Raw genomic sequence first — 18,917 nt, 5'->3', positions numbered from 1 at the left:
TCAATCATAGCTGTGCCCTGCCCTCAGCCCATCGCGGACGCGGGCAGCAATAGCGAGGAACTCCGGCGTCTCACGGATTTCCAGCGGACGATCGGTGCCAAGGTCGCAATCGATCACTTCGTGGATCCGGCCCGGCCTTGGGCTCATCACCACGATTTTCGTCGAGAGGAACACGGCCTCGGGGATCGAGTGCGTGACGAAGACAACGGTCTTTTGCGTCTTCGCCCAGAGCTTCAGCAGTTGTTCGTTCAGATGATCGCGAACGATCTCGTCCAATGCGCCGAACGGCTCGTCCATCAGCAGCATGTCTGGATCGAAGGATAGCGCACGCGCGATCGACGCACGCTGCTGCATGCCGCCGGACAGCTGCCAGGGAAACTTGTTTTCGAAGCCGGCGAGATCGACCAGCGCGAGATTGTCGCGGATGCGCGTCTGCCGCTCTGCCGCGCTGAACCCCATGACCTCCAGCGGCAGCGCGATATTCTTCCCGATCGTGCGCCACGGGTAGAGTGCCGGCGCCTGGAAGACATAACCGTAGGCCCGCGCCTTGCGTGCCGCTTCCGGACTGAGACCGTTGACCGAGATGGCGCCGCCGGTCGGCTGTTCAAGATCGGCGATGACGCGCAGAAGCGTGGTCTTGCCACAGCCGGACGGTCCGATGAAGGACACGAACTCGCCTTGTCGAACCGTCAGATTGATCTTCGACAGGGCATGGACTGGCCCGTCGCCGGTCTGGAAGGTGAGATCGAGGTCGCGCGCTTCGATGACCGGCTTGCCGAAGTTCGCCGGCACTGGATCGCTCTTCACTGTCGTGTGTCCGGGCATTGCCACGTTCATCAGACCCCGCTCGCCGGAATGCCGGTGCGTTCGACCTTGCGTGGAGCGGTCAGTTCCTTCCAGGTGGACAGCGCGCGGTTGACCGGCTGGTCGGGCTTGCGCGCCACGAACTGCCCGTGACCCATGCGTCCTTCGAAATTGCCGTCGCGCACCGCGACATGGCCGCGCGTCAGCACGAAGCGTGGCAGGCCGGTGACTTCGACACCCTCGAACACGTTGTAGTCGATCGCAGAGGCCTGGGTGTCGGCAGCGATCGTCTTCTTCGCCTTGGGGTCGAGCACGAGGATATCGGCATCGGCGCCGACGAGGATCGCGCCCTTCTTGGGGTACATGTTCATGATCTTGGCGATGTTGGTGGAGGTGACGGCCACGAATTCGTTCATCGTCAACCGGCCTGTCGCGACACCCTTGGTCCAAAGCAACGGCAACCGGTCTTCAAGCCCTCCCGTGCCATTCGGGATCTTGGTGAAATCGCCGACCCCATAGCGCTTCTGCTCGGTCGTGAACGCGCAATGGTCCGTCGCGACCACCTGCAGAGACCCGGCGGCAAGACCAGCCCACAGGCTGTCCTGATGCTGTTTGGACCGAAACGGCGGCGACATGACGCGCCGCGCCGCATGATCCCAATCCGGGTGCTGATATTCGGTCTCATCCAGGACGAGATGCTGGACGAGCGGCTCGCCATAGACACGCTTGCCGAGCTGGCGCGCACGGCGGATCGCCTCATGCGCCTCTTCACACGATACGTGCACGATGTAGAGCGGAACGCCGGCCATGTCGGCGATCATGATCGCCCGGTTGGCCGCCTCGCCTTCCACCTGCGGCGGGCGGGAATAGGCATGCGCTTCCGGCCCGTTATTGCCTTCTGCGAGCAATTTCTGCTGAAGCGAGGCGACAACATCGCCGTTCTCGGCATGGACGAGCGGCAGTGCGCCGAGCTCGGCGCAGCGCTGGAACGAGGCGTACATCTCATCGTCATTGACCATGAGAGCGCCCTTGTAGGCCATGAAATGCTTGAAGGTGTTGATGCCCTTCTCGCGAACGACCGTCTCCATCTCGTTGAAGACCTGCTCGCCCCACCAGGTGACCGCCATGTGGAACGAGTAGTCGCACATCGCCTTGGTCGATTTGTTGTCCCAGGCCTGCAGCGCCTCGAGCAGCGACTGCCCCGGCGCCGGCAGGCAGAAATCGACGACCATCGTCGTGCCGCCCGACAGAGCCGCCCGGGTACCGGTCTCGAAATCATCGGACGAATAGGTGCCCATGAAAGGCATTTCGAGATGCGTGTGCGGGTCGATGCCGCCCGGCATCACATAGCACCCCGTCGCGTCCAGCACCTCGTCGCCCGAAAGGTTGGCCCCGATCTTCGTGATCACCCCGTTCTCGATCAGCACATCGGCTTCATAGGTGAGATCGGCGGTGACGACCGTGCCGTTCTTGATGACTTTGGTGGACATGCGGGTTGGCCTCTATCGTTCGTCACTAAGGTTTCGCTGAATCGAGAAGATCGGTGGCAGCAGATCAAGAATTGCGAGAAGACCTCGATCGATAGCCATCATCTGGCCATCGGTCAGCCGTCCGATCGGTCCCCGAACCTTGTCTGTCGGAAACGTCAGATCTTATCGATTTGGACATGCGACGTTTCTCGAAGATTGTTTTCCTGACTGGGTTCGATCAAGATCCTGAGATGATGGGTCTGCTCGCCGTCTGTCGTCATGAAGCAGACGATGACGCTGCTCAGCAGTCGCTCGAGCCGGCTGTTCTGGATGACGACGGCAGGGCGCGGCTTGCCGAAACTTCCAGGGGCCGAAACGATGACCACATCGCCTCGCCTCATCTGTCTAGATCTTGCCAGAGGTCGGCAGCAAAGGCATCGAGAGTGGCGTTCATGTTGGTCCGTTCATCCGACTGCCGGATAAGCCGGCAGTCTTCCTCAATCTGCATCCAGAACTCGTCGGACCAGATATCCGGAAGCCACACACTGACCTCGCGATACCCTTCCGCAATCAACTTTGCGCGCTCCTCTTCCGTCAGCTCTCTTGGCCGTCCCATGACTGCCTCCGTCGATCCAATTGGCGTGCCAGTCTACTCCACGATCTCCGCAGTCTCCACGACCGCATGGAAAAGCACGTCGGCGCCGGCTTTCGCCCATTCTTTTGTAATCTCTTCGTCTTCGTTGTGGCTGAGGCCGTCGACGCAGGGGCACATGACCATCGCGGTTGGCGCAACGCGGTTGATCCAGCAGGCGTCGTGACCGGCGCCCGATACGATGTCGCGGTGGCTGTAGCCGAGACGTTCGGCAGCGCTGCGTATGGCGGAAACGCAACCGGCATCGAAGGTGACGGGATCGAAATGGCCGACCGCTTCCATGTCGATGCCAAGGCCAAGCTCTGCCGCAATTTTCGGCGCCTCTGCCTCCAATCGTGCCTTCATCGCATCGAGCGTCGCCTGATCGGGCGAACGGAAATCGACGGTGAAGACGACCTTGCCGGGGATGACGTTGCGGGAATTCGGAAATACCTCGCAGTGACCGATTGCACCGACGGCGTTCGGCTGGTGATCCATGGCGATGGTGTGCACGAGCTCCGTGATGCGCGCCATGCCGAGGCCGGCATTCCGCCGCATCGGCATCGGCGTAGAGCCGGTATGAGCGTCTTTCCCCGTTAGCGTTATCTGCAGCCACCAGAGGCCCTGGCCATGCGTGACGACGCCGATGTCCTTGCCCTCATTTTCGAGGATCGGGCCCTGCTCGATGTGCAGTTCGAAGAACGCCTTCATCTTGCGCTGACCGATCGGCTCTTCACCCTTCCAGCCGATGCGCTCCAGTTCGTCGCCGAACTTCGAGCCCTTAGCGTCTGTGCGCGAAAGTGCCCAGTCGAGGTCGTGGATTCCGGCAAAGACACCGGAAGCGAGCATCGCGGGGGCAAAGCGCGTGCCCTCCTCGTTCGTCCAGTTGGTGACGACGATCGGATGCCTGGTCTTGATGTCGAGATCGTTGAGCGTGCGGATGACTTCGAGCCCGCCGAGAACGCCCAGCACGCCATCATACTTGCCGCCGGTCGGCTGCGTGTCGAGGTGGCTGCCCACATAGACCGGAAGCGCGTCCGGATCGGTGCCTTCGCGGCGATGGAACATGTTGCCCATCTCGTCCACGCCCATGGTGAGGCCCGCCTCGTCGCACCAGCGCTTGAAGAGGTGCCGTCCCTCGCCATCCTCGTCGGTCAGGGTCTGGCGGTTGTTGCCGCCGCGCAGGCCAGGGCCGATCTCGGCCATGTCCATCAGGCTGTCCCACAGGCGATCGCCGTCGACGCGCATGTTTCCAGCAAGTGCCATGGCCAGTCCTTTCAGTATGCAAGATAAAGCGGATCAATATCGGCGGGCGCCGTCAGTCCAGCGACGTCAGAATGTCCTTCAGCGTGTCGAAGATGAAGTCGATCTGGCTCTTCTCGATGATGAGCGGCGGTGACAGCGCGATGATGTCACCGGTCGTGCGGATGAGCAGGCCCGCATCATATGCCTTGAGGAACGCCGAGAAGGCGCGCTTCGTCGGCAGCCCGGCGATCGGCTCCAGTTCGATGGCACCGATCAGGCCGATCGAGCGCAGGTCGATGACATGCGGCAGGCCTTTCAGCGAATGGAGCGCATCGGCCCAATAGGGTGCGAGTTCGGCAGCCCGCGTGAGCAAGCCCTCTTCCTGGTAAGTGTCGAGCGTGCCGAGTGCTGCGGCAGACGCGATCGGATTGCCGGAATAGGTATAGCCGTGGAAGAACTCGATCAGGTGCTCCGGCCCGGTCATGAAGGCATCGTAGATGTCCTTCTTCACGAACACCGCGCCCATTGGAATGACACCGTTGGTCAGCCCCTTCGCCGTCACCATGATGTCCGGCGTCACTCCGAAATAGTCGGCGGCGAACGGTGTGCCGAGCCGGCCGTACCCGGTGATGACTTCATCGAAGATCAGAAGAATGCCGTGCTGATCGCAGATTTCGCGCAGCTTTTTAAGGTATCCCTTCGGCGGGACAAGCACGCCGGTGGAACCGGCCACCGGCTCGACGATGACGGCAGCAATGGTCGAGGGATCGTGCAGGGTCGTGATCCGCAGCAGGTCGTCGGCCAGTTCCGCGCCATGCTCCGGCTCGCCGACCGTATAAGCGTTGCGGTCGAGATCATGCGTGTGGCGCATGTGATCGACGCCCGTGAGCAGCGTTCCGAACATCTTGCGATTGGTAACGATGCCGCCGACGGAAATGCCGCCGAAATTGACGCCGTGATAGCCGCGCTCGCGCCCGATCAGGCGGAAGCGTGAGCCTTGGCCCTTGGCGCGTTGATAGGCGATCGCGATCTTCAGCGCGGTATCGACCGACTCCGAGCCCGAATTGGTGAAGAAGACGTGGTCGAAGCCTTCCGGCGTGATCTGAGTCAGGCGCGAGGCAAGCTCGAACGCCTTTGGGTGGCCCATCTGAAACGCGGGCGCATAATCGAGCTCACCCGCCTGCTGGCGGATGGCCTCCACGATCTTCGGGCGGTTGTGACCGGCATTGCAGCACCAGAGACCAGCCGTACCATCGAGCACCTGGCGGCCATCGGATGTGGTGTAATGCATCCGGTCGGCCGACACGAACATGCGCGGCGCCTGCTTGAACTGCCGATTCGCCGTAAACGGCATCCAGAAGGCTTCAAGATTGTTGGTTCTCACAGGTGCGCTGGCCATGAGCGGCATGCCTCCCGCATGGACGCGGCTGTGCGCCTGCCGCCATGCCTTGAAATGTTGATCCCCTGGCCAATCCGCCCGTCCCGCGCAAGCGGAGGTCTTTCTTTGCGAAGACCTTCAAAAACTTGACTGATTGGTCAAAATGTACGCTAGAAGAGCAGCATAGGCCGGTCAAGCCCGATTTCTGCAAGCCGCCGCTTGAGCCACAGACGCGTGTCCTGGCATGCGCCCGGGGCGTAATATCCGGCCAGAGATCGGCGCTGGTCGACAGCCTTTCGGACGGCTCGGGGGAGTGGCAATGGACGTTCGTGCGAAGCCGAAATCGCGCAAGTCGCGGCTGTCGGAAGACCAGCAGCCGGCTGAAAAGCGCACGCGCATCCAGGCGATCAACCGCGGCCTGATCATCGATGCGGCGCTCGACATCTTCTCCACCTACGGCTTTCGCGGATCGACGATCGACCAGATCGCGGAAAAGGCCGGCATGTCGAAGCCGAACCTCCTCTATTATTTCCCGCGCAAGGACGACATCTACGTCACCGTGCTGGAAAAGACGCTCGAGGAGTGGCTCGATCCCTTCGAGGCGATCGATCCCGACGGCGATCCGATCGAGGAACTGCGCCGCTACATCACGCTGAAGCTCGAAATGTCAGCGCGCAAGCCCGAGGCGTCACGGCTCTTCGCCAACGAGATCCTGCACGGCGCACCGCGCATCGGGAATTTTCTTGAAACCCATCTGAAGAAGCTGGTGCGCGAAAAGGCTGCGGTGCTGTCACGCTGGACCAGTGAAGGCCGGCTTGCTCCTGTCGATCCCTATCATCTGATCTTCAGCATCTGGGCGATGACGCAGCACTATGCGGATTTCGACGTGCAGATCCGCGCCGTGCTCGGCCATCAGGTCGACCAGCCGGGCCACCATGAGCAAACCGCGCAGGCGGTGCTGACCATTCTCCTGAACGGCATCCGTCCGCGATCCTGAAATCTCGACCCGCACCAAGGTCGCGATTGTCCCGGTCGTCGACCGCTGCAAGAGTGTGTAAGCACCCCGGGGAGGATCCGACCATGGCCAAGCTCATCGCGCTCTACAAGAAGCCTGCCGATACCGAGAAATTCGATGCGTATTATCGCGACACGCACATTCCGCTCGCGAAGACCATTCCAGGCCTGACGAACTACGAGATAAGCACCTCGTCGATCGCGACGCCTGAAGGGCAAGCGCCCTATTACCTGATCGCAATGCTGTCTTTCGAGTCGCTCTCGGCGATCAACGAGGGACTGCAGTCTCCGCAGGGACAGGCAACGGCTGCAGATCTGGCCAATTTTGCCGATGCAGGCGTCGATCTCATCTTCTTCGACGACGAAAAAGTCTAATCGGCCGCGACAACGAGCACCACGAGGCCAAGCACGGTCACGAGTGCGCCGGCAAGCACGCTCAAAGTCGTCCACCCTGCCCCGGACAAGCCTTCCAGCACGATGATGATGCTTGGAATCAGGTAGGAATAGCCGAACACCTTCGAGACGGGCAGACGCATCGACGCGTATTGCAGAAGGAAGAAACTCACCCCCGTCGCGAAGATCGCGAGATAGACGACCGTCAGCCACACGATGCCCGGCAAATTCGCCCAGTCGGTGCGCGCGATCTCGCCGGCGCCGTAGATGATAATGCAGAGCGCCGTGCCAAAGAGCGTCCAGAACGTGAAGTAGACGATGGGCTCGCCCCGATTGAACTTCTTGACGAGCGGCGCGTAGATCGCGTGTGCGACGCAGCCGATGAAGAAGATCGCCTCTCCCGTGCCGATCTGGAAACCGAGCAGCGCGTCGAGGCTTCCGCCAAAGATGACCCAGACGGCACCGGCGCCGGCGACCAGCAGGCTGATGAGCACGACTGGACTTGCCTTCTGGCCGAGCAGCAGGAAGCCGAAGCCGGCGCTCATGAAGGGGATGAGCGTGAAGACGGCGCCGCTCGAAACGGGGCTCGTCAGGCCGAGCGAGATGAACATGGTGACGAAATAGATCGCCATCAGGGCGCCCAGCACCAGGTAGCGCCATGGCGCCCGCGGCACGGACAAGAGCCGGTGCGGCGTTCCCCGCAGAAGGAGTGCCGCCGCCACCGCCATGATGGCGACGCCGATGGCGAACCGGATGGCATTGAGAGCCACCGGCCCGATGTGCGGCGCCGCCCGCGAGCCGAGCGAGAACGATATCGCGACGATCAGCGCGAAGCCGACCATTGCGAGATGTCCAAACAGCTTCTCCTGCCCAATGGCGTAGCTGGTGGTGGCCGGCCGAACCGGACTGTCGGAGATCGAGGCCTGCTGGATATCTGTGCGCATGGCTGATCCCTAACCGGCTTCGTGAAGCGATGCCAGATCGTTAGCAGCTATGCGTGTGGCAAAACGCAAGGAGCCCCGGCGATCACACCGGGGCTCGAAAGTCTTTTTGAAGGAGAACGACGCGTCCGCTTACTCGGCAGCTTCCTTGACGGCCATCGGGTTGTTCGGGTGCTGCGTCCAGTTGGCGTAGTTCGGGTCGATCGGACGACCGGTCCGCGGATCGGCGCCGGCAACGAGCTGCTCCATCGTGATGCAGTCTTCCACCGGGCAGACATTGACGCAGAGATTGCAGCCGACGCACTCGTCGTCCATGACCTCGAAATGGCGCACACCATCGACCATCGAGGTGATGGCCTGGTGCGAGGTGTCCTCGCAGGCAATGTGGCAGCGGCCACACTTGATGCACAGATCCTGGTCGATGCGCGCCTTGGTCACGTAGTTGAGGTTGAGATACTGCCAGTCCGTGACGTTCGGCACCGCCATGCCCTGGAAGTCCGAGATCGTGCGGTAGCCCTTCTCGTCCATCCAGTCGGAAAGCCCGTCGATCATTTCCTGCACGATCTTGAAGCCGTAGGTCATAGCTGCCGTGCAGACCTGCACGGTGCCGCAGCCAAGTGCGATGAATTCGGCCGCATCGCGCCAGGTGGTGACGCCACCGATGCCCGAGATAGGCAGGCCGCGCGTTTCGCCATCCCGCGCGATTTCCGCCACCATGTTGAGCGCGATCGGTTTCACCGCCGGGCCGCAATAGCCGCCATGCGATCCCTTGCCGTCGATCGACGGTTCGGGCGAGAAGGTGTCGAGATTGACCGACGTGATCGACGAGATCGTGTTGATCAGCGAGACCGCATCCGCGCCACCGCGCTTGGCTGCACGAGCCGGATAGCGAATATCCGTGATGTTCGGCGTCAGCTTCACGATGACCGGCAGGCGCGAATACATCTTGCACCATTCGGCGACCATCTGGATGTATTCCGGCACCTGGCCGACGGCGGCACCCATGCCGCGCTCGCTCATGCCGTGCGGGCAACCGAAATTGAGCTCGATCCCGTCTGCGCCCGTATCTTCGACGCGCGGCAGGATCGCCTTCCACTCGGCTTCCTCGCAGGGAACCATGATTGAGGCGATCATCGCGCGGTCCGGCCAGCGCCGCTTGACCTCGGCGATCTCGCGCAGGTTCGTCTCAAGGTCGCGGTCGGTGATGAGCTCGATATTGTTCAGGCCGAGCAGGCGCCGGTCCGGACCCCAGATCGCGCCATAGCGCGGGCCATTGACATTGACGACCGGAGGCCCTTCCGAGCCGAGCGTCTTCCAGACGACCCCGCCCCACCCGGCTTCGAAGGCGCGCTCGACATTGTAGGCCTTGTCGGTCGGCGGCGCCGACGCCAGCCAGAACGGATTGGGCGACTTGATGCCGAGAAAATTGGTGGAAAGATCAGCCATTGTCTCGTCCCTTTCTCAAGCGCCCATCAAGGCGGCGTGGATGTCCATGGCGGCGATCTTGCCGTCTTCGACGGAAACGACCGTCAGGTCCTCGCCTCCGAAGATGCAGTCACCACCGGCCCAGACCTTGGCGAGAGATGTACGCCGCTTCTCGTCGGTCAGGATGCGGCCCTTTTCGAGCCGGATGTCGGTGCCGGCGAGCGGACCGGCATCCAAGGTCTGGCCGATTGCTTTGAAGACCTGGTCGGCCGGCAGGATCATCGTCTCGCCGGTACCGATGAGCTGACCGTTCGGCTGCGCGGTGTATTCCAGTTCGATACCGACGATCGCGCCGCCCTCGCCGCGCAGGAGCGACTTCGGCTTCAGCCAGTGACGGATCGTGACGCCGGCGGTCTTGGCGACTTCCTGCTCGTATTCGGAGGCATTCATCGCTTCCTGGCCGCGGCGGTAGCAGATCGTCACGTCTTCGGCGCCGAGCAGCTTCACCTGCGTCGCGACGTCGATCGCCGTCATGCCGCCGCCGATGACGACTACGCGGCGGCCGACCGGCAGCGAGGCAAGATTGTCGGTTTGGCGGAGCTTTGCGATGTAGTCGACCGCATCGATGCAGCCTTCGGCATCCTCGCCTTCGAGGCCCAGATCGTTCACGCCCGGCAAGCCCATTCCGAGGAAGACGGCATCGAAATCGGCCGTCAGATCCGAAAGAGCGATGTCGCGGCCAAGCGCCGTCGAAGCCTTGATCTCGATGCCGCCGATGCCAAGGATAAAGTCCAGTTCCGCCTGGGCGAAGCCGTCAACCGACTTATAGGCAGCGATCCCGTATTCGTTGAGGCCGCCGGCCTTTTCGCGGGCATCGAAAACCGTCACGTCATGGCCAAGCGCGGCAAGACGATGTGCGCAGGACAGACCGGCCGGACCGGCGCCGACGACCGCGACCCGCCTGCCCGTCGGTTCGGCCCGCGTAAACGGATGCGTCGCAGCGGTCTCCATCAGATGGTCCGTCGCGTATCGCTGCAACTGACCGATCTTGACCGGCTTGCCTTCCGCCACTTCGCGCACGCAGACCTCTTCGCACAGCGTCTCAGTCGGACAGACGCGGGCGCACATGCCACCCATGATGTTGGATTTGAGGATGGTCTTGGCCGCGCCCGTAGGATTGTCGGCGGCGATCTGGCGGATGAACAGCGGAATATCGATCGAAGTCGGACACGCGTTCATGCACGGCGCATCGTAGCAGAAATAGCAGCGATCGGCCTCTACGAACGCCTCGTGGCGATCGAGCGGCGGATGCAGGTCGGAGAAATTCGTCGAATACTCCTCGGGCGCGAGCCGGCCAGGCTTCACGTCCCGTGCAGCTGGCACGGAAATCGTCATTGTTCCACCTCGGGTTCAGCCGGTGGCGCCCTCGGTCATCCGCCCGGTCCCACCCCGATGCGTGCCGATTTTTTGTGGGTCTGCCGATCCGGCGTTTTCTTGTTGCGGTGAGAATGAGCGGAAAAATTTAAGGCGTCAATTTTTTTATCATCCGATCAAAAAATTCTTCGCGCCGTGTTCCCGCAAACGAAAACGGAGCCCTGAGGAGGCTCCGTTCAGTGCAGTCTGCACGTGTGTTCTGCCTGCCCGTCAGGCGTTCCATTGCCCGTGGTGCGGGCCCGATCCGTCGAGCCGTTCGAAGCCATGCGCCCCAAAGAAATCGCGCTGCGCCTGGATGAGATTGGCCGTGCCGCGTGCCTGCCGATAGGTATCGAAATAGGCGAGCGCCGCCGAAAGCGCCGGCGTCGGTATGCCGGAGGTCGCCGATAGAGCGACGATCTTGCGCAGGCCGACGGAAGCGTCCCTCATCATCGCCGAGAACCGCGGCGTGACGAGAAGGTTGGCTGTCCCGCTCTCAGCCTCGAAGGTGGCGGCGATCTCGTCGAGGAATTGCGACCGGATGATGCAGCCGGCGCGCCAGATCCGAGCGATGGTTGCGAGCGGCAGGTCCCAGCCGTGGTCGGCGGATGCGCCAGCCATCACCGCGAACCCTTGGGCATAGGCCGCGATCTTCGCTGCCAGCAAAGCCTGCTCGAGCTGGTCGATGATAGCCGGCCGGTCGATCGACGCATCGAGCGGCTCGATTGGCCCGAAGACCTGTTCGGCCGCTTCGCGTTCCGCCTTCATGGCCGACAGGATGCGCGCCGCCACCGCTGATTCGATGGTGGTCGCGGCAACGCCGATCATCTGCGCCTCGATCGCCGCCCAGCGTCCCGTGCCCTTCTGGCCCGCACTGTCGAGGATCTGGTCGACCAGCGCGCCGCCTGTCTCCGCGTCCTTGGCCGCGAGTGCCTTCGCCGTCACCTCGATCAGATAGGAATTGAGCGGTCCTTCGTTCCATCGCGCGAAGATGTCGGCCATTTCGGCCGGGGCCATGCCGAGTCCATCGCGCATGATGCCGTAAATCTCGGCGATCATCTGCATGTCGGCATATTCGATGCCGTTGTGGATCGTCTTGACGAAATGGCCGGCGCCGTCGGCTCCGAGATGGGCGACGCAAGGCTCGCCTTCGAAACGGGCAGCGATCGCCTTCAGCATGGGCTCGACACGAGCGTAAGCCTCTGCCGTTCCGCCAACCATGATCGAGGGACCGTGACGGGCCCCCTCCTCACCGCCGGACACGCCCATGCCGATAAAGGTGAGGCCGGAGTCTTCCAGTTCCTTCGACCGGCGCACCGTATCGTGGAAGTTGGCATTGCCGGCATCGATGATGATGTCGCCCGCCTCCAGCAGGGGCCTAAGCGCCGCGATCTGCTCGTCGACCGCCGCCCCTGCCTTCGTCATGATGATGATCGGCCGCGGCGCACGGATGGCGCCGACAAGAGCTTCCAGCGAGCGGCAAGGAACGATCCGGTCCTTGAGCGCTCCGGCTTCGGTATGGAAGGCATCGACCTTCTCGATCGTGCGGTTGGCGACTGCGATGGTGCTGGCGTTTTCAGCGATGTTGAGTGCGAGATTGCTGCCCATCACGCCAAGGCCGATCAGGCCGATTTCTGCTTGAGACATGTCTTCGATCCGTTGATTTCCAACCAACTAAATGGATTTAGACGGTCGAATCGCAACCCCGCTCATGCATCTGTGATGAAGAACAAGCTCAGACGAACAGCTCCACGAACTCGAATTTGCGCACGTCGACCAGACCGAGATCGGAAATGCGCAGTTCGGGGATGACGACAAGCGCCAGCAGCGAATGCTGCATATAGGCATTGTTCAGCGTGCAGCCGCATTCGGCCATGGCATCGACCATGCGCTGCGCCTTCTCGGCCACGATCTCTGCGGGCTCGTCCGACATCAGGCCGGCGATCGGCAGTTCGACAAGCGCGATCTCCTTGCCGTCCTTGAAAACGCAGATGCCGCCGCCGACTGCCGCCAGCCGGTTCGCCGCTTCCGCCATGTTCTCCTTCGACGTGCCGACGACGATCATGTGGTGGCTGTCATGGGCGACGGTGGATGCGACAGCGCAGGCGCCCTTGTAGCCGAAACCGGAGACGAAGCCGTTGACGACGCCGCCGGTCGCGCGATGCCGCTCCACAAGCGCGATCTGGCAGACATCGCGGTCGCGGTCGCCACGGACGAGACCGTCACGCACCGGCAACTCCACCTGAAGCGCCCGCGTCGGTGCCTGGTTCTCCACCATGCCGATCACATTGGCGGTGACGATATCCGCGCCCTTCGGCGCGTGAATGTCGAAATCGACCGACACCAGGGCACGGCCGAGCTTGACCGTATCGCGCGCGGTCTTCGGATAGTCGAACGCCACGCGCTCGACCGTGCAGATACCCTTTTCCGCAGCAAGCACGCCGCGTGCCAGCACCAACTCCACAGGCAGCGTCTCAAGGTCGGAGGTGAGGATCAGGTCGGCGCGTCGGCCAGGCGTGATCGATCCGAGCTCGCGCTCAAGCCCGAAATGGCGCGCCGTGTTGATCGTCGCCATCTGGATCGCCTGCATCGGCGATGCACCACATTCGATGGCGTGGCGCACGACCCGGTTCATGTGCCCGTCATTGACCAGCGTTCCCGAGTGGCTGTCGTCGGTGCATAGGATGAAATTGGAGGCATCGAGGCCCTTTTCGGTCACGGCCGTGATCTGGCTCTTCACGTCGTACCAGGCCGATCCGAGCCGGAGCATGGCGCGCATGCCCTGGCGAACACGCGCGATCGCGTCCTCTTCCCGCGTGCCTTCGTGATCGTCGGCCGGGCCTCCGGCCACATAGGCGTGGAAGGCGGAACCGAGATCGGGCGAGGCATAGTGGCCGCCGACCGTCTTGCCGGCATTCTGCGTCGCGGCGATCTCACCCAGCATTTTCGGATCGGCATTGGCAACGCCCGGAAAATTCATCATCTCGCCAAGCCCGATGATCTGCGGCCAAGCCATCGCTTGCGCCACGTCATCCGGCGTAATCTCGAAGCCCGTGGTTTCGAGCCCAGGCGCCGACGGCGCGCAGGACGGCATCTGAACATAGACGTTGATCGGCTGGAGCACCGCCTCGTCGTGCATCAGCTTCACGCCGGCAAGACCGAGAACGTTGGCGATCTCGTGCGGATCTATGAACATCGAGGTCGTGCCATGCGGCAGAACGGCCCGCACGAACTCCCCGACGGTCAGCATGCCCGACTCCACGTGCATGTGCGCATCGCAAAGCCCCGGCACCAGATAGCGCCCGTCGGCATCGATCACCCGCGTGTCGGGCCCGATCATCGCCGAAGCATCGGGGCCGCAATAGGCGAATCGCCCCTCGGCGATCGCGATATCCGTCGCCTCGATGATTTCGCCGGAATGAACATTCACCCACTGGCCGTTGCGGATCACCGTGTCGGCAGGTTCGCGACCGGCGGCCACGCCGATCAGGCGGCGGGCGGCTTCAGGCCAAGTCTTGATCGTCATGGGAGCTGTCCTTCCGGCTGACACGTCTTCATCGTCGCTTGAAGCAAGCGATACGCCAGTTCGCATGTGCACGTAAACACGCGCAGCACGGCGATCCTGTCGCTGCCCGTGAAAGGCCCCGGCGGCCATTGGCAATCCGTCGGCTTTTCCCTATAGCTCCTCCGCAAAACGGCATCAGATGAGGAATTCTTCGTGTCCGCCACCTTCGACAAAGTCGCCGACATCATCGCGGAAACCAGCGAAATCGACCGCGACAAGATCACGCCCGAAAGCCACACGATCGACGATCTGGGCATCGACAGCCTCGACTTCCTCGACATCGTCTTTGCGATCGACAAGGAATTCGGCATCAAGATCCCGCTTGAAAAGTGGACCCAGGAAGTGAATGACGGCCAGGTTTCCACCGAAGAATACTTCGTGCTGAAGAACCTCTGCGCCAAGATCGACGAGCTGCGTGCCGCCAAGGCCGCAAGCTGAACCCTGGAGTGATTTCGCTTTTCTTCGAATCGCTCAATGACTCCAAGTTTTTGATTTGACGCGCTTCCAGGCGGTGAACCGGTATCCACTTTGCCTGGAAACGCTCTAGCGCCTCGAATGGGCGGAGCCGGGATGCTTCTTGAATATTTCCAGATGATCGATAGCGTCGAAACGGTCGATCTCGAAGGCGGCAAGCTCGCTGCCCGCTCCACCACGCCCGAAAAGAGCCCCGTCTTCGAGGGCCATTTTCCAGGCCTGCCGCTCGTGCCGGGCGTCCTCCTGATCGAGACGATGGCGCAGGCGTCCGGCTATCTCATCCTGGCCAAGACCAGTTTTGAATCGATGCCGTTCCTCGTATCCGTGGACAAGGCGAAGCTCCGCACATTCGTCGAGCCGAACACGCCGCTGTCGGTCGCAGCAACGCTGGTGCACGAAGGCTCTGGCTTTGCCGTGATGAAGGGCACGATCGAACGCGAGGGAAAGCGCATTGCCGATTGCGAGCTGAAGCTGCGCATCCTGCCCGCCGATAATGCAGTGCTTGCTGCCGAGGTGAAGAAGCGCGCGCTTGATATCGGCTTGATGGACGCCATCACAGTGGATCGTGCCGCACGCACAGTCTCTGGAGACGCCACATGAACACTACACCGCAACGGGTCGTGATCACAGGCATCGGCATCGTCACAAGCCTTGGTGTCGGCCGCTCCGCGCATGAAGCACTGCTCGCCGGTACCACATCGCCGGAGCCGGTCGTCGACAGTGCGCGCTATGCGCCCTATTCCGTGCACCCGCTGCCTGAAATCGACTGGTCGGCGCAGATTCCGAAGCGCGGCGACCAGCGCCAGATGGACGACTGGCAGCGCCTCGGGGTCTTCACTGCAGGCCTGGCGCTCGAAGATGCCGGGCTGAAGGACGACGCGGAAGCGACTGCGTCGATGGACATGATCGTCGCGGCCGGCGGCGGCGAGCGTGATCTGACCGTCGACACGCTGATCATCGACGAGGCGGCGAACCACAACGATCGCGAACGGCTTCTCAACGAAAAGCTGATGACGGAACTGCGCCCGACGCTGTTTCTGGCGCAGCTTTCGAACCTGATGGCCGGCAATATCTCTATCGTCCACAAGGTCACGGGCTCGTCCCGTACCTTCATGGGCGAAGAGGCTGCCGGCATTTCGGCCGTCGAAACGGCGTTCGCGCGGATCCGGGCGGGCCAATCCACCCACGCGCTCGTCGGCGGCGGACATGTAGCAGAACGTCCCGACATGCACTTCGTCTTCGAAGCCATCCAGGCGCTGGCACAGGGCGACTGGCAGCCGCTCGCCGCGCGCTCCAACCAGGCCGGCGGCGGTATCGTGCTCGGTTCGGCAGCCTGCTTCCTTGTGCTGGAATCGCTGGACCGGGCAACTGCCCGCGGTGCAACGATCTATGCGGAAATCGAGGCTGTCGAAGGGGACCGTGGCTCGCGCGATGACGAGGGCCTCGAGCGCCGTTTACAACGCATGATCGACGGCGCGGCGACACCTGATCTCATCGTTTCGGGCGCAAGCGGCCTCGTCGGCATCACCGAGCGCGAAGCGTCGGTCTGGCGCAACAGCTTCCCCGATGCGATCCTGCGGCGATACGCCAACGCCGTTGGCCACGCGCTGGAAGCCCAGTTCCCAATTGGCCTTGGCCTTGCAGCGCTCGCTTTGAAGGCGGATGGCGCGATCGCGCCGTTCGAGGCCGACGACAAAGCGCTCGACAAGCCGGTCGACACCGCGCTCGTCACAACGGTTGGCTATGTGCGCGGCGAAGGCGTCGCTCGTCTCTCCCGCGTCGGAGGCAAGGCATGACATCCTATCGCGATCACAAGGGCCGGCCGATCGTTGCCGTCACCGGCATGGGCATCGTATCCTCGCTCGGACGCGGCAAGGCCGACAACTGGCAGAAGCTTTCAGGCGGCGTGTCGGGCATCCACCCGATCTCGCGCTTCCCGACCGACGGATTGTCGACGAAAATCGCGGGAACCGTCGAATTCGTCAATGTGCCGCTGATCAACGCGACCGAGATTTCTTTCGCCATGGCGCGAGAAGCGACCGAGGAAGCGCTCGCCGAAGCAGGCTTGTCCGGTGAATTCGGCGGCCCGCTCTTCCTGGCGGCACCACCGATCGAAGCCGAATGGTCGACCCGATTCGGTTATGCCGACATGGCACGCGCGATCGAGGCCGAAGGCAACGCCTATGAGCGCTTCAACGCCGTGCTGCGCGAGCGCGCCGACCCCGATCTGCACCAGGCCGTCCTTTTCGGCACGATCTCCGAGCGGCTCGCCGACAAGTTCGGCACACGCGGCCTGCCGGTCACGCTGTCCACCGCCTGCGCTTCTGGCGCAACGGCGATCCAGCTCGGCGTCGAGGCGATCCGCCAGCGCCGCACCGACCGTGCATTGACGGTTGCAACGGACGGGTCTGTTTCGGCGGAATCGCTGGTCCGCTTCTCGCTCCTCTCGGCGCTGTCGACCCAAAACGATCCGCCGGAAAGGGCATCGAAGCCTTTCACCAAGGACCGCGACGGCTTCGTACTGGCGGAAGGTGCGGCAACGCTGGTGCTCGAATCGCTGGAAAGCGCGGTTGCCCGGGGCGCGCGCGTGCTCGGCATCGTCGCCGGCTGTGGCGAGAAGGCCGATCATTTCCACCGCACCCGCTCCTCACCCGATGGTGGGCCGGCAATCGCGACGATCCGCGAAGCAATGGCCGATGCCGGGCTCGACGCGAGCCAGATCGGTTACGTGAACGCCCACGGCACCTCGACGCCAGAAAACGACAAGATGGAATATCTGGCGATCTCGTCGGTCTTCGGCGACCACCTGCCGAACGTGCCGGTCTCGTCGAACAAATCAATGATCGGCCATACGCTGACGGCGGCCGGTGCGATCGAAGCGGTTTTCTCGCTGCTGACGATAGCCAACGGTACGCTGCCGCCCACCATCAATCACGACAATCCGGACCCGGCGATCGATCTCGACGTCGTGCCGAATATCAAGCGCGACAAGGCCGTCACCAGCGTTCTGTCGAACTCCTTCGGCTTTGGCGGGCAGAACGCCTGTCTTGTCATGACGGCAGAACCGGCCTAACTGACCGGCCAATCATCCGAAAGACCGAACAGGCGCCTTGAAAGGCGAAGGTATATCCGCATGCGTGCCCTCCAGCTCATCGAAGACCGCAAGCTCGAAATCGCCGATATCGCACCGCCTCCCCCGCCGACCCATGGCGAAGTGACCGTGCGCATCCGCGCCGTCGCGCTGAACCACATCGATGTCTGGGGCTGGCGCGGCATGGCCTTTGCCAAGCGCAAGATGCCACTCGTCATCGGCGCGGAAGCTGCCGGCGAAGTGGAAACGGTCGGCCCTGGCGTCGGCCATTTGCAGCCGGGCCAGATCGTGGCGATCTATGGTGCGCGCACCTGTGGCCTTTGCCGCCACTGCCGCGCAGGGCGTGACAATCTCTGCGAAAACGTGTCCGGCGTGCACGGCTTCCACCTCGATGGCTTTGCGCAGGAAAAGGTCAACCTGCCCGCACGCCTGCTTGTCCCTGCCCCGCCCGGCGTCGATGCGGTGGCGGCCGCGCTCAGCCCCGTCACCTTCGGCACGGTCGAGCACATGCTGTTCGACAACGCCAAGCTTGAGCCGGGCGAAACGATCCTCGTCCATGCCGGCGGCTCCGGCATCGGCACGGCGGCAATCCAGCTTGCCAAGAAGATGGGCTGCACCGTGATCACCACGGTCGGATCGGACGACAAGATCGAGAAGGCGAAGGCGCTCGGCGCCGATCACGTGATCAACTACCGCGAAGACCGCTTCGAGGGCGTGGTGCGCAAGCTCACGAAGAAAAAGGGCGTCGACGTCGTGTTCGAGCATGTGGGCGCCGATACCTGGGCCGGCTCCATGCTCTGCCTGAAGCGCGGCGGCCGCTTGGTCACCTGCGGCTCGACCTCGGGCGTTTCGACGTCGATCAACCTCATGCACGTTTTCCAGCAGCAATTGCGCATCATCGGGTCCTTCGGCTGCCGCATGGAGAACATGGCGGACGCGATGGAGAAGATGGCGCGCGGCATCGCGCATCCCGTGATCGACACGGAAGTTGGCTTTGACGATCTCGACATGGCCCTGAAGCGCATGGAAGGCCGGCAGGTCTTCGGCAAGATCATCCTGAAGATCGATTGACGG

The 18,917-nt window shown here is 62.7% G+C and carries 18 protein-coding genes; 7 read left to right on the top strand and 11 right to left on the bottom strand.

The annotated features are described in order from the left end of the window. The 6 genes from PU133_RS09170 to PU133_RS09145 form a co-directional block, all read right to left on the bottom strand. Complete coding sequence (locus PU133_RS09170; RefSeq protein ID WP_404864491.1) at positions 1-825, bottom strand: ABC transporter ATP-binding protein; 825 nt, start codon at positions 823-825, stop codon at positions 1-3. A gap of 11 nt (positions 826-836) precedes the next feature. Continuing rightward, positions 837-2,294 (bottom strand): dihydropyrimidinase, encoded by a 1,458-nt coding sequence (hydA, locus tag PU133_RS09165; protein WP_404864382.1) that lies wholly within the window; start codon positions 2,292-2,294, stop codon positions 837-839. 155 nt (positions 2,295-2,449) lie between these two features. After that, positions 2,450-2,674, bottom strand: coding sequence for a type II toxin-antitoxin system PemK/MazF family toxin (locus PU133_RS09160; protein ID WP_404864381.1), 225 nt, complete (start codon positions 2,672-2,674; stop codon positions 2,450-2,452). Beyond that, the gene (locus PU133_RS09155) at positions 2,671-2,889 is read right to left on the bottom strand and encodes an antitoxin MazE-like protein (protein ID WP_404864380.1); all 219 of its coding nucleotides are present in this window, start codon (positions 2,887-2,889) and stop codon (positions 2,671-2,673) included. The genes PU133_RS09160 and PU133_RS09155 overlap by 4 nt, the downstream gene beginning before the upstream one ends. A gap of 33 nt (positions 2,890-2,922) precedes the next feature. After that, positions 2,923-4,170, bottom strand: a complete 1,248-nt coding sequence (locus tag PU133_RS09150) for a Zn-dependent hydrolase (RefSeq protein ID WP_404864379.1) — start codon at positions 4,168-4,170, stop codon at positions 2,923-2,925. 52 nt (positions 4,171-4,222) lie between these two features. Beyond that, positions 4,223-5,548: an aspartate aminotransferase family protein gene (locus PU133_RS09145; protein ID WP_404864378.1), complete on the bottom strand. Its 1,326-nt coding sequence runs from the start codon at positions 5,546-5,548 to the stop codon at positions 4,223-4,225. Between the two features lie 298 nt (positions 5,549-5,846). Here PU133_RS09145 and PU133_RS09140 point away from each other — a divergent pair, with 298 nt between their 5' ends. Beyond that, complete coding sequence (locus PU133_RS09140) at positions 5,847-6,524, top strand: TetR family transcriptional regulator C-terminal domain-containing protein (protein ID WP_404864377.1); 678 nt, start codon at positions 5,847-5,849, stop codon at positions 6,522-6,524. A gap of 83 nt (positions 6,525-6,607) precedes the next feature. After that, the gene (locus PU133_RS09135) at positions 6,608-6,916 is read left to right on the top strand and encodes an EthD family reductase (protein WP_404864376.1); all 309 of its coding nucleotides are present in this window, start codon (positions 6,608-6,610) and stop codon (positions 6,914-6,916) included. Here PU133_RS09135 and PU133_RS09130 read toward each other — a convergent pair. From PU133_RS09130 to ade, 5 genes are all read right to left on the bottom strand, one after another. Continuing rightward, complete coding sequence (locus tag PU133_RS09130) at positions 6,913-7,878, bottom strand: DMT family transporter (RefSeq protein ID WP_404864375.1); 966 nt, start codon at positions 7,876-7,878, stop codon at positions 6,913-6,915. The genes PU133_RS09135 and PU133_RS09130 overlap by 4 nt on opposite strands. Before the next feature lie 129 nt (positions 7,879-8,007). After that, the gene (preA, locus tag PU133_RS09125) at positions 8,008-9,321 is read right to left on the bottom strand and encodes an NAD-dependent dihydropyrimidine dehydrogenase subunit PreA (RefSeq protein ID WP_126009744.1); all 1,314 of its coding nucleotides are present in this window, start codon (positions 9,319-9,321) and stop codon (positions 8,008-8,010) included. Positions 9,322-9,336: 15 nt separating this feature from the next. Further along, on the bottom strand, positions 9,337-10,695 hold the full coding sequence (locus PU133_RS09120) for an NAD(P)-dependent oxidoreductase (protein WP_404864374.1): 1,359 nt from the start codon (positions 10,693-10,695) through the stop codon (positions 9,337-9,339). A 249-nt stretch (positions 10,696-10,944) separates the two neighbouring features. Continuing rightward, positions 10,945-12,360 (bottom strand): NADP-dependent phosphogluconate dehydrogenase, encoded by a 1,416-nt coding sequence (gene gndA, locus PU133_RS09115; RefSeq protein ID WP_404864373.1) that lies wholly within the window; start codon positions 12,358-12,360, stop codon positions 10,945-10,947. Between the two features lie 88 nt (positions 12,361-12,448). Continuing rightward, on the bottom strand, positions 12,449-14,239 hold the full coding sequence (ade, locus tag PU133_RS09110) for an adenine deaminase (protein WP_404864372.1): 1,791 nt from the start codon (positions 14,237-14,239) through the stop codon (positions 12,449-12,451). A 192-nt stretch (positions 14,240-14,431) separates the two neighbouring features. Between ade and PU133_RS09105 the strand changes: the two genes are divergently transcribed. The 5 genes from PU133_RS09105 (at position 14,432) to PU133_RS09085 (ending at position 18,914) form a co-directional block, all read left to right on the top strand. Further along, complete coding sequence (locus PU133_RS09105; RefSeq protein WP_126009739.1) at positions 14,432-14,716, top strand: acyl carrier protein; 285 nt, start codon at positions 14,432-14,434, stop codon at positions 14,714-14,716. A gap of 132 nt (positions 14,717-14,848) precedes the next feature. After that, positions 14,849-15,352: a 3-hydroxyacyl-ACP dehydratase FabZ family protein gene (locus tag PU133_RS09100; protein WP_404864371.1), complete on the top strand. Its 504-nt coding sequence runs from the start codon at positions 14,849-14,851 to the stop codon at positions 15,350-15,352. After that, complete coding sequence (locus tag PU133_RS09095) at positions 15,349-16,548, top strand: beta-ketoacyl-ACP synthase (RefSeq protein WP_404864370.1); 1,200 nt, start codon at positions 15,349-15,351, stop codon at positions 16,546-16,548. The genes PU133_RS09100 and PU133_RS09095 overlap by 4 nt, the downstream gene beginning before the upstream one ends. Then, positions 16,545-17,825: a beta-ketoacyl-ACP synthase gene (locus tag PU133_RS09090; RefSeq protein ID WP_404864369.1), complete on the top strand. Its 1,281-nt coding sequence runs from the start codon at positions 16,545-16,547 to the stop codon at positions 17,823-17,825. The genes PU133_RS09095 and PU133_RS09090 overlap by 4 nt, the downstream gene beginning before the upstream one ends. A gap of 60 nt (positions 17,826-17,885) precedes the next feature. After that, complete coding sequence (locus PU133_RS09085) at positions 17,886-18,914, top strand: zinc-binding dehydrogenase (RefSeq protein WP_126009735.1); 1,029 nt, start codon at positions 17,886-17,888, stop codon at positions 18,912-18,914. Positions 18,915-18,917: the final 3 nt, after the last annotated feature.

This window comes from Georhizobium sp. MAB10 (assembly GCF_045012825.1).
Taxonomy (GTDB): Bacteria; Pseudomonadota; Alphaproteobacteria; order Rhizobiales; family Rhizobiaceae; genus Georhizobium; species Georhizobium profundi.
The sequence above is the reverse complement of the archived record's forward strand: the minus strand, read 5'-3'. Positions and strand labels throughout refer to the sequence as shown.

Bases quoted from the DNA above. Each gene is read 5' to 3' on its own strand.
- PU133_RS09170 (WP_404864491.1), bottom strand. From the start codon at position 825: ATGCCCGGACACACGACAGTGAAGAGCGATCCAGTGCCGGCGAACTTC.
- hydA (WP_404864382.1), bottom strand. From the start codon at position 2,294: ATGTCCACCAAAGTCATCAAGAACGGCACGGTCGTCACCGCCGATCTC.
- PU133_RS09160 (WP_404864381.1), bottom strand. From the start codon at position 2,674: ATGAGGCGAGGCGATGTGGTCATCGTTTCGGCCCCTGGAAGTTTCGGC.
- PU133_RS09155 (WP_404864380.1), bottom strand. From the start codon at position 2,889: ATGGGACGGCCAAGAGAGCTGACGGAAGAGGAGCGCGCAAAGTTGATT.
- PU133_RS09150 (WP_404864379.1), bottom strand. From the start codon at position 4,170: ATGGCACTTGCTGGAAACATGCGCGTCGACGGCGATCGCCTGTGGGAC.
- PU133_RS09145 (WP_404864378.1), bottom strand. From the start codon at position 5,548: ATGGCCAGCGCACCTGTGAGAACCAACAATCTTGAAGCCTTCTGGATG.
- PU133_RS09140 (WP_404864377.1), top strand. From the start codon at position 5,847: ATGGACGTTCGTGCGAAGCCGAAATCGCGCAAGTCGCGGCTGTCGGAA.
- PU133_RS09135 (WP_404864376.1), top strand. From the start codon at position 6,608: ATGGCCAAGCTCATCGCGCTCTACAAGAAGCCTGCCGATACCGAGAAA.
- PU133_RS09130 (WP_404864375.1), bottom strand. From the start codon at position 7,878: ATGCGCACAGATATCCAGCAGGCCTCGATCTCCGACAGTCCGGTTCGG.
- preA (WP_126009744.1), bottom strand. From the start codon at position 9,321: ATGGCTGATCTTTCCACCAATTTTCTCGGCATCAAGTCGCCCAATCCG.
- PU133_RS09120 (WP_404864374.1), bottom strand. From the start codon at position 10,695: ATGACGATTTCCGTGCCAGCTGCACGGGACGTGAAGCCTGGCCGGCTC.
- gndA (WP_404864373.1), bottom strand. From the start codon at position 12,360: ATGTCTCAAGCAGAAATCGGCCTGATCGGCCTTGGCGTGATGGGCAGC.
- ade (WP_404864372.1), bottom strand. From the start codon at position 14,239: ATGACGATCAAGACTTGGCCTGAAGCCGCCCGCCGCCTGATCGGCGTG.
- PU133_RS09100 (WP_404864371.1), top strand. From the start codon at position 14,849: ATGCTTCTTGAATATTTCCAGATGATCGATAGCGTCGAAACGGTCGAT.
- PU133_RS09095 (WP_404864370.1), top strand. From the start codon at position 15,349: ATGAACACTACACCGCAACGGGTCGTGATCACAGGCATCGGCATCGTC.
- PU133_RS09090 (WP_404864369.1), top strand. From the start codon at position 16,545: ATGACATCCTATCGCGATCACAAGGGCCGGCCGATCGTTGCCGTCACC.
- PU133_RS09085 (WP_126009735.1), top strand. From the start codon at position 17,886: ATGCGTGCCCTCCAGCTCATCGAAGACCGCAAGCTCGAAATCGCCGAT.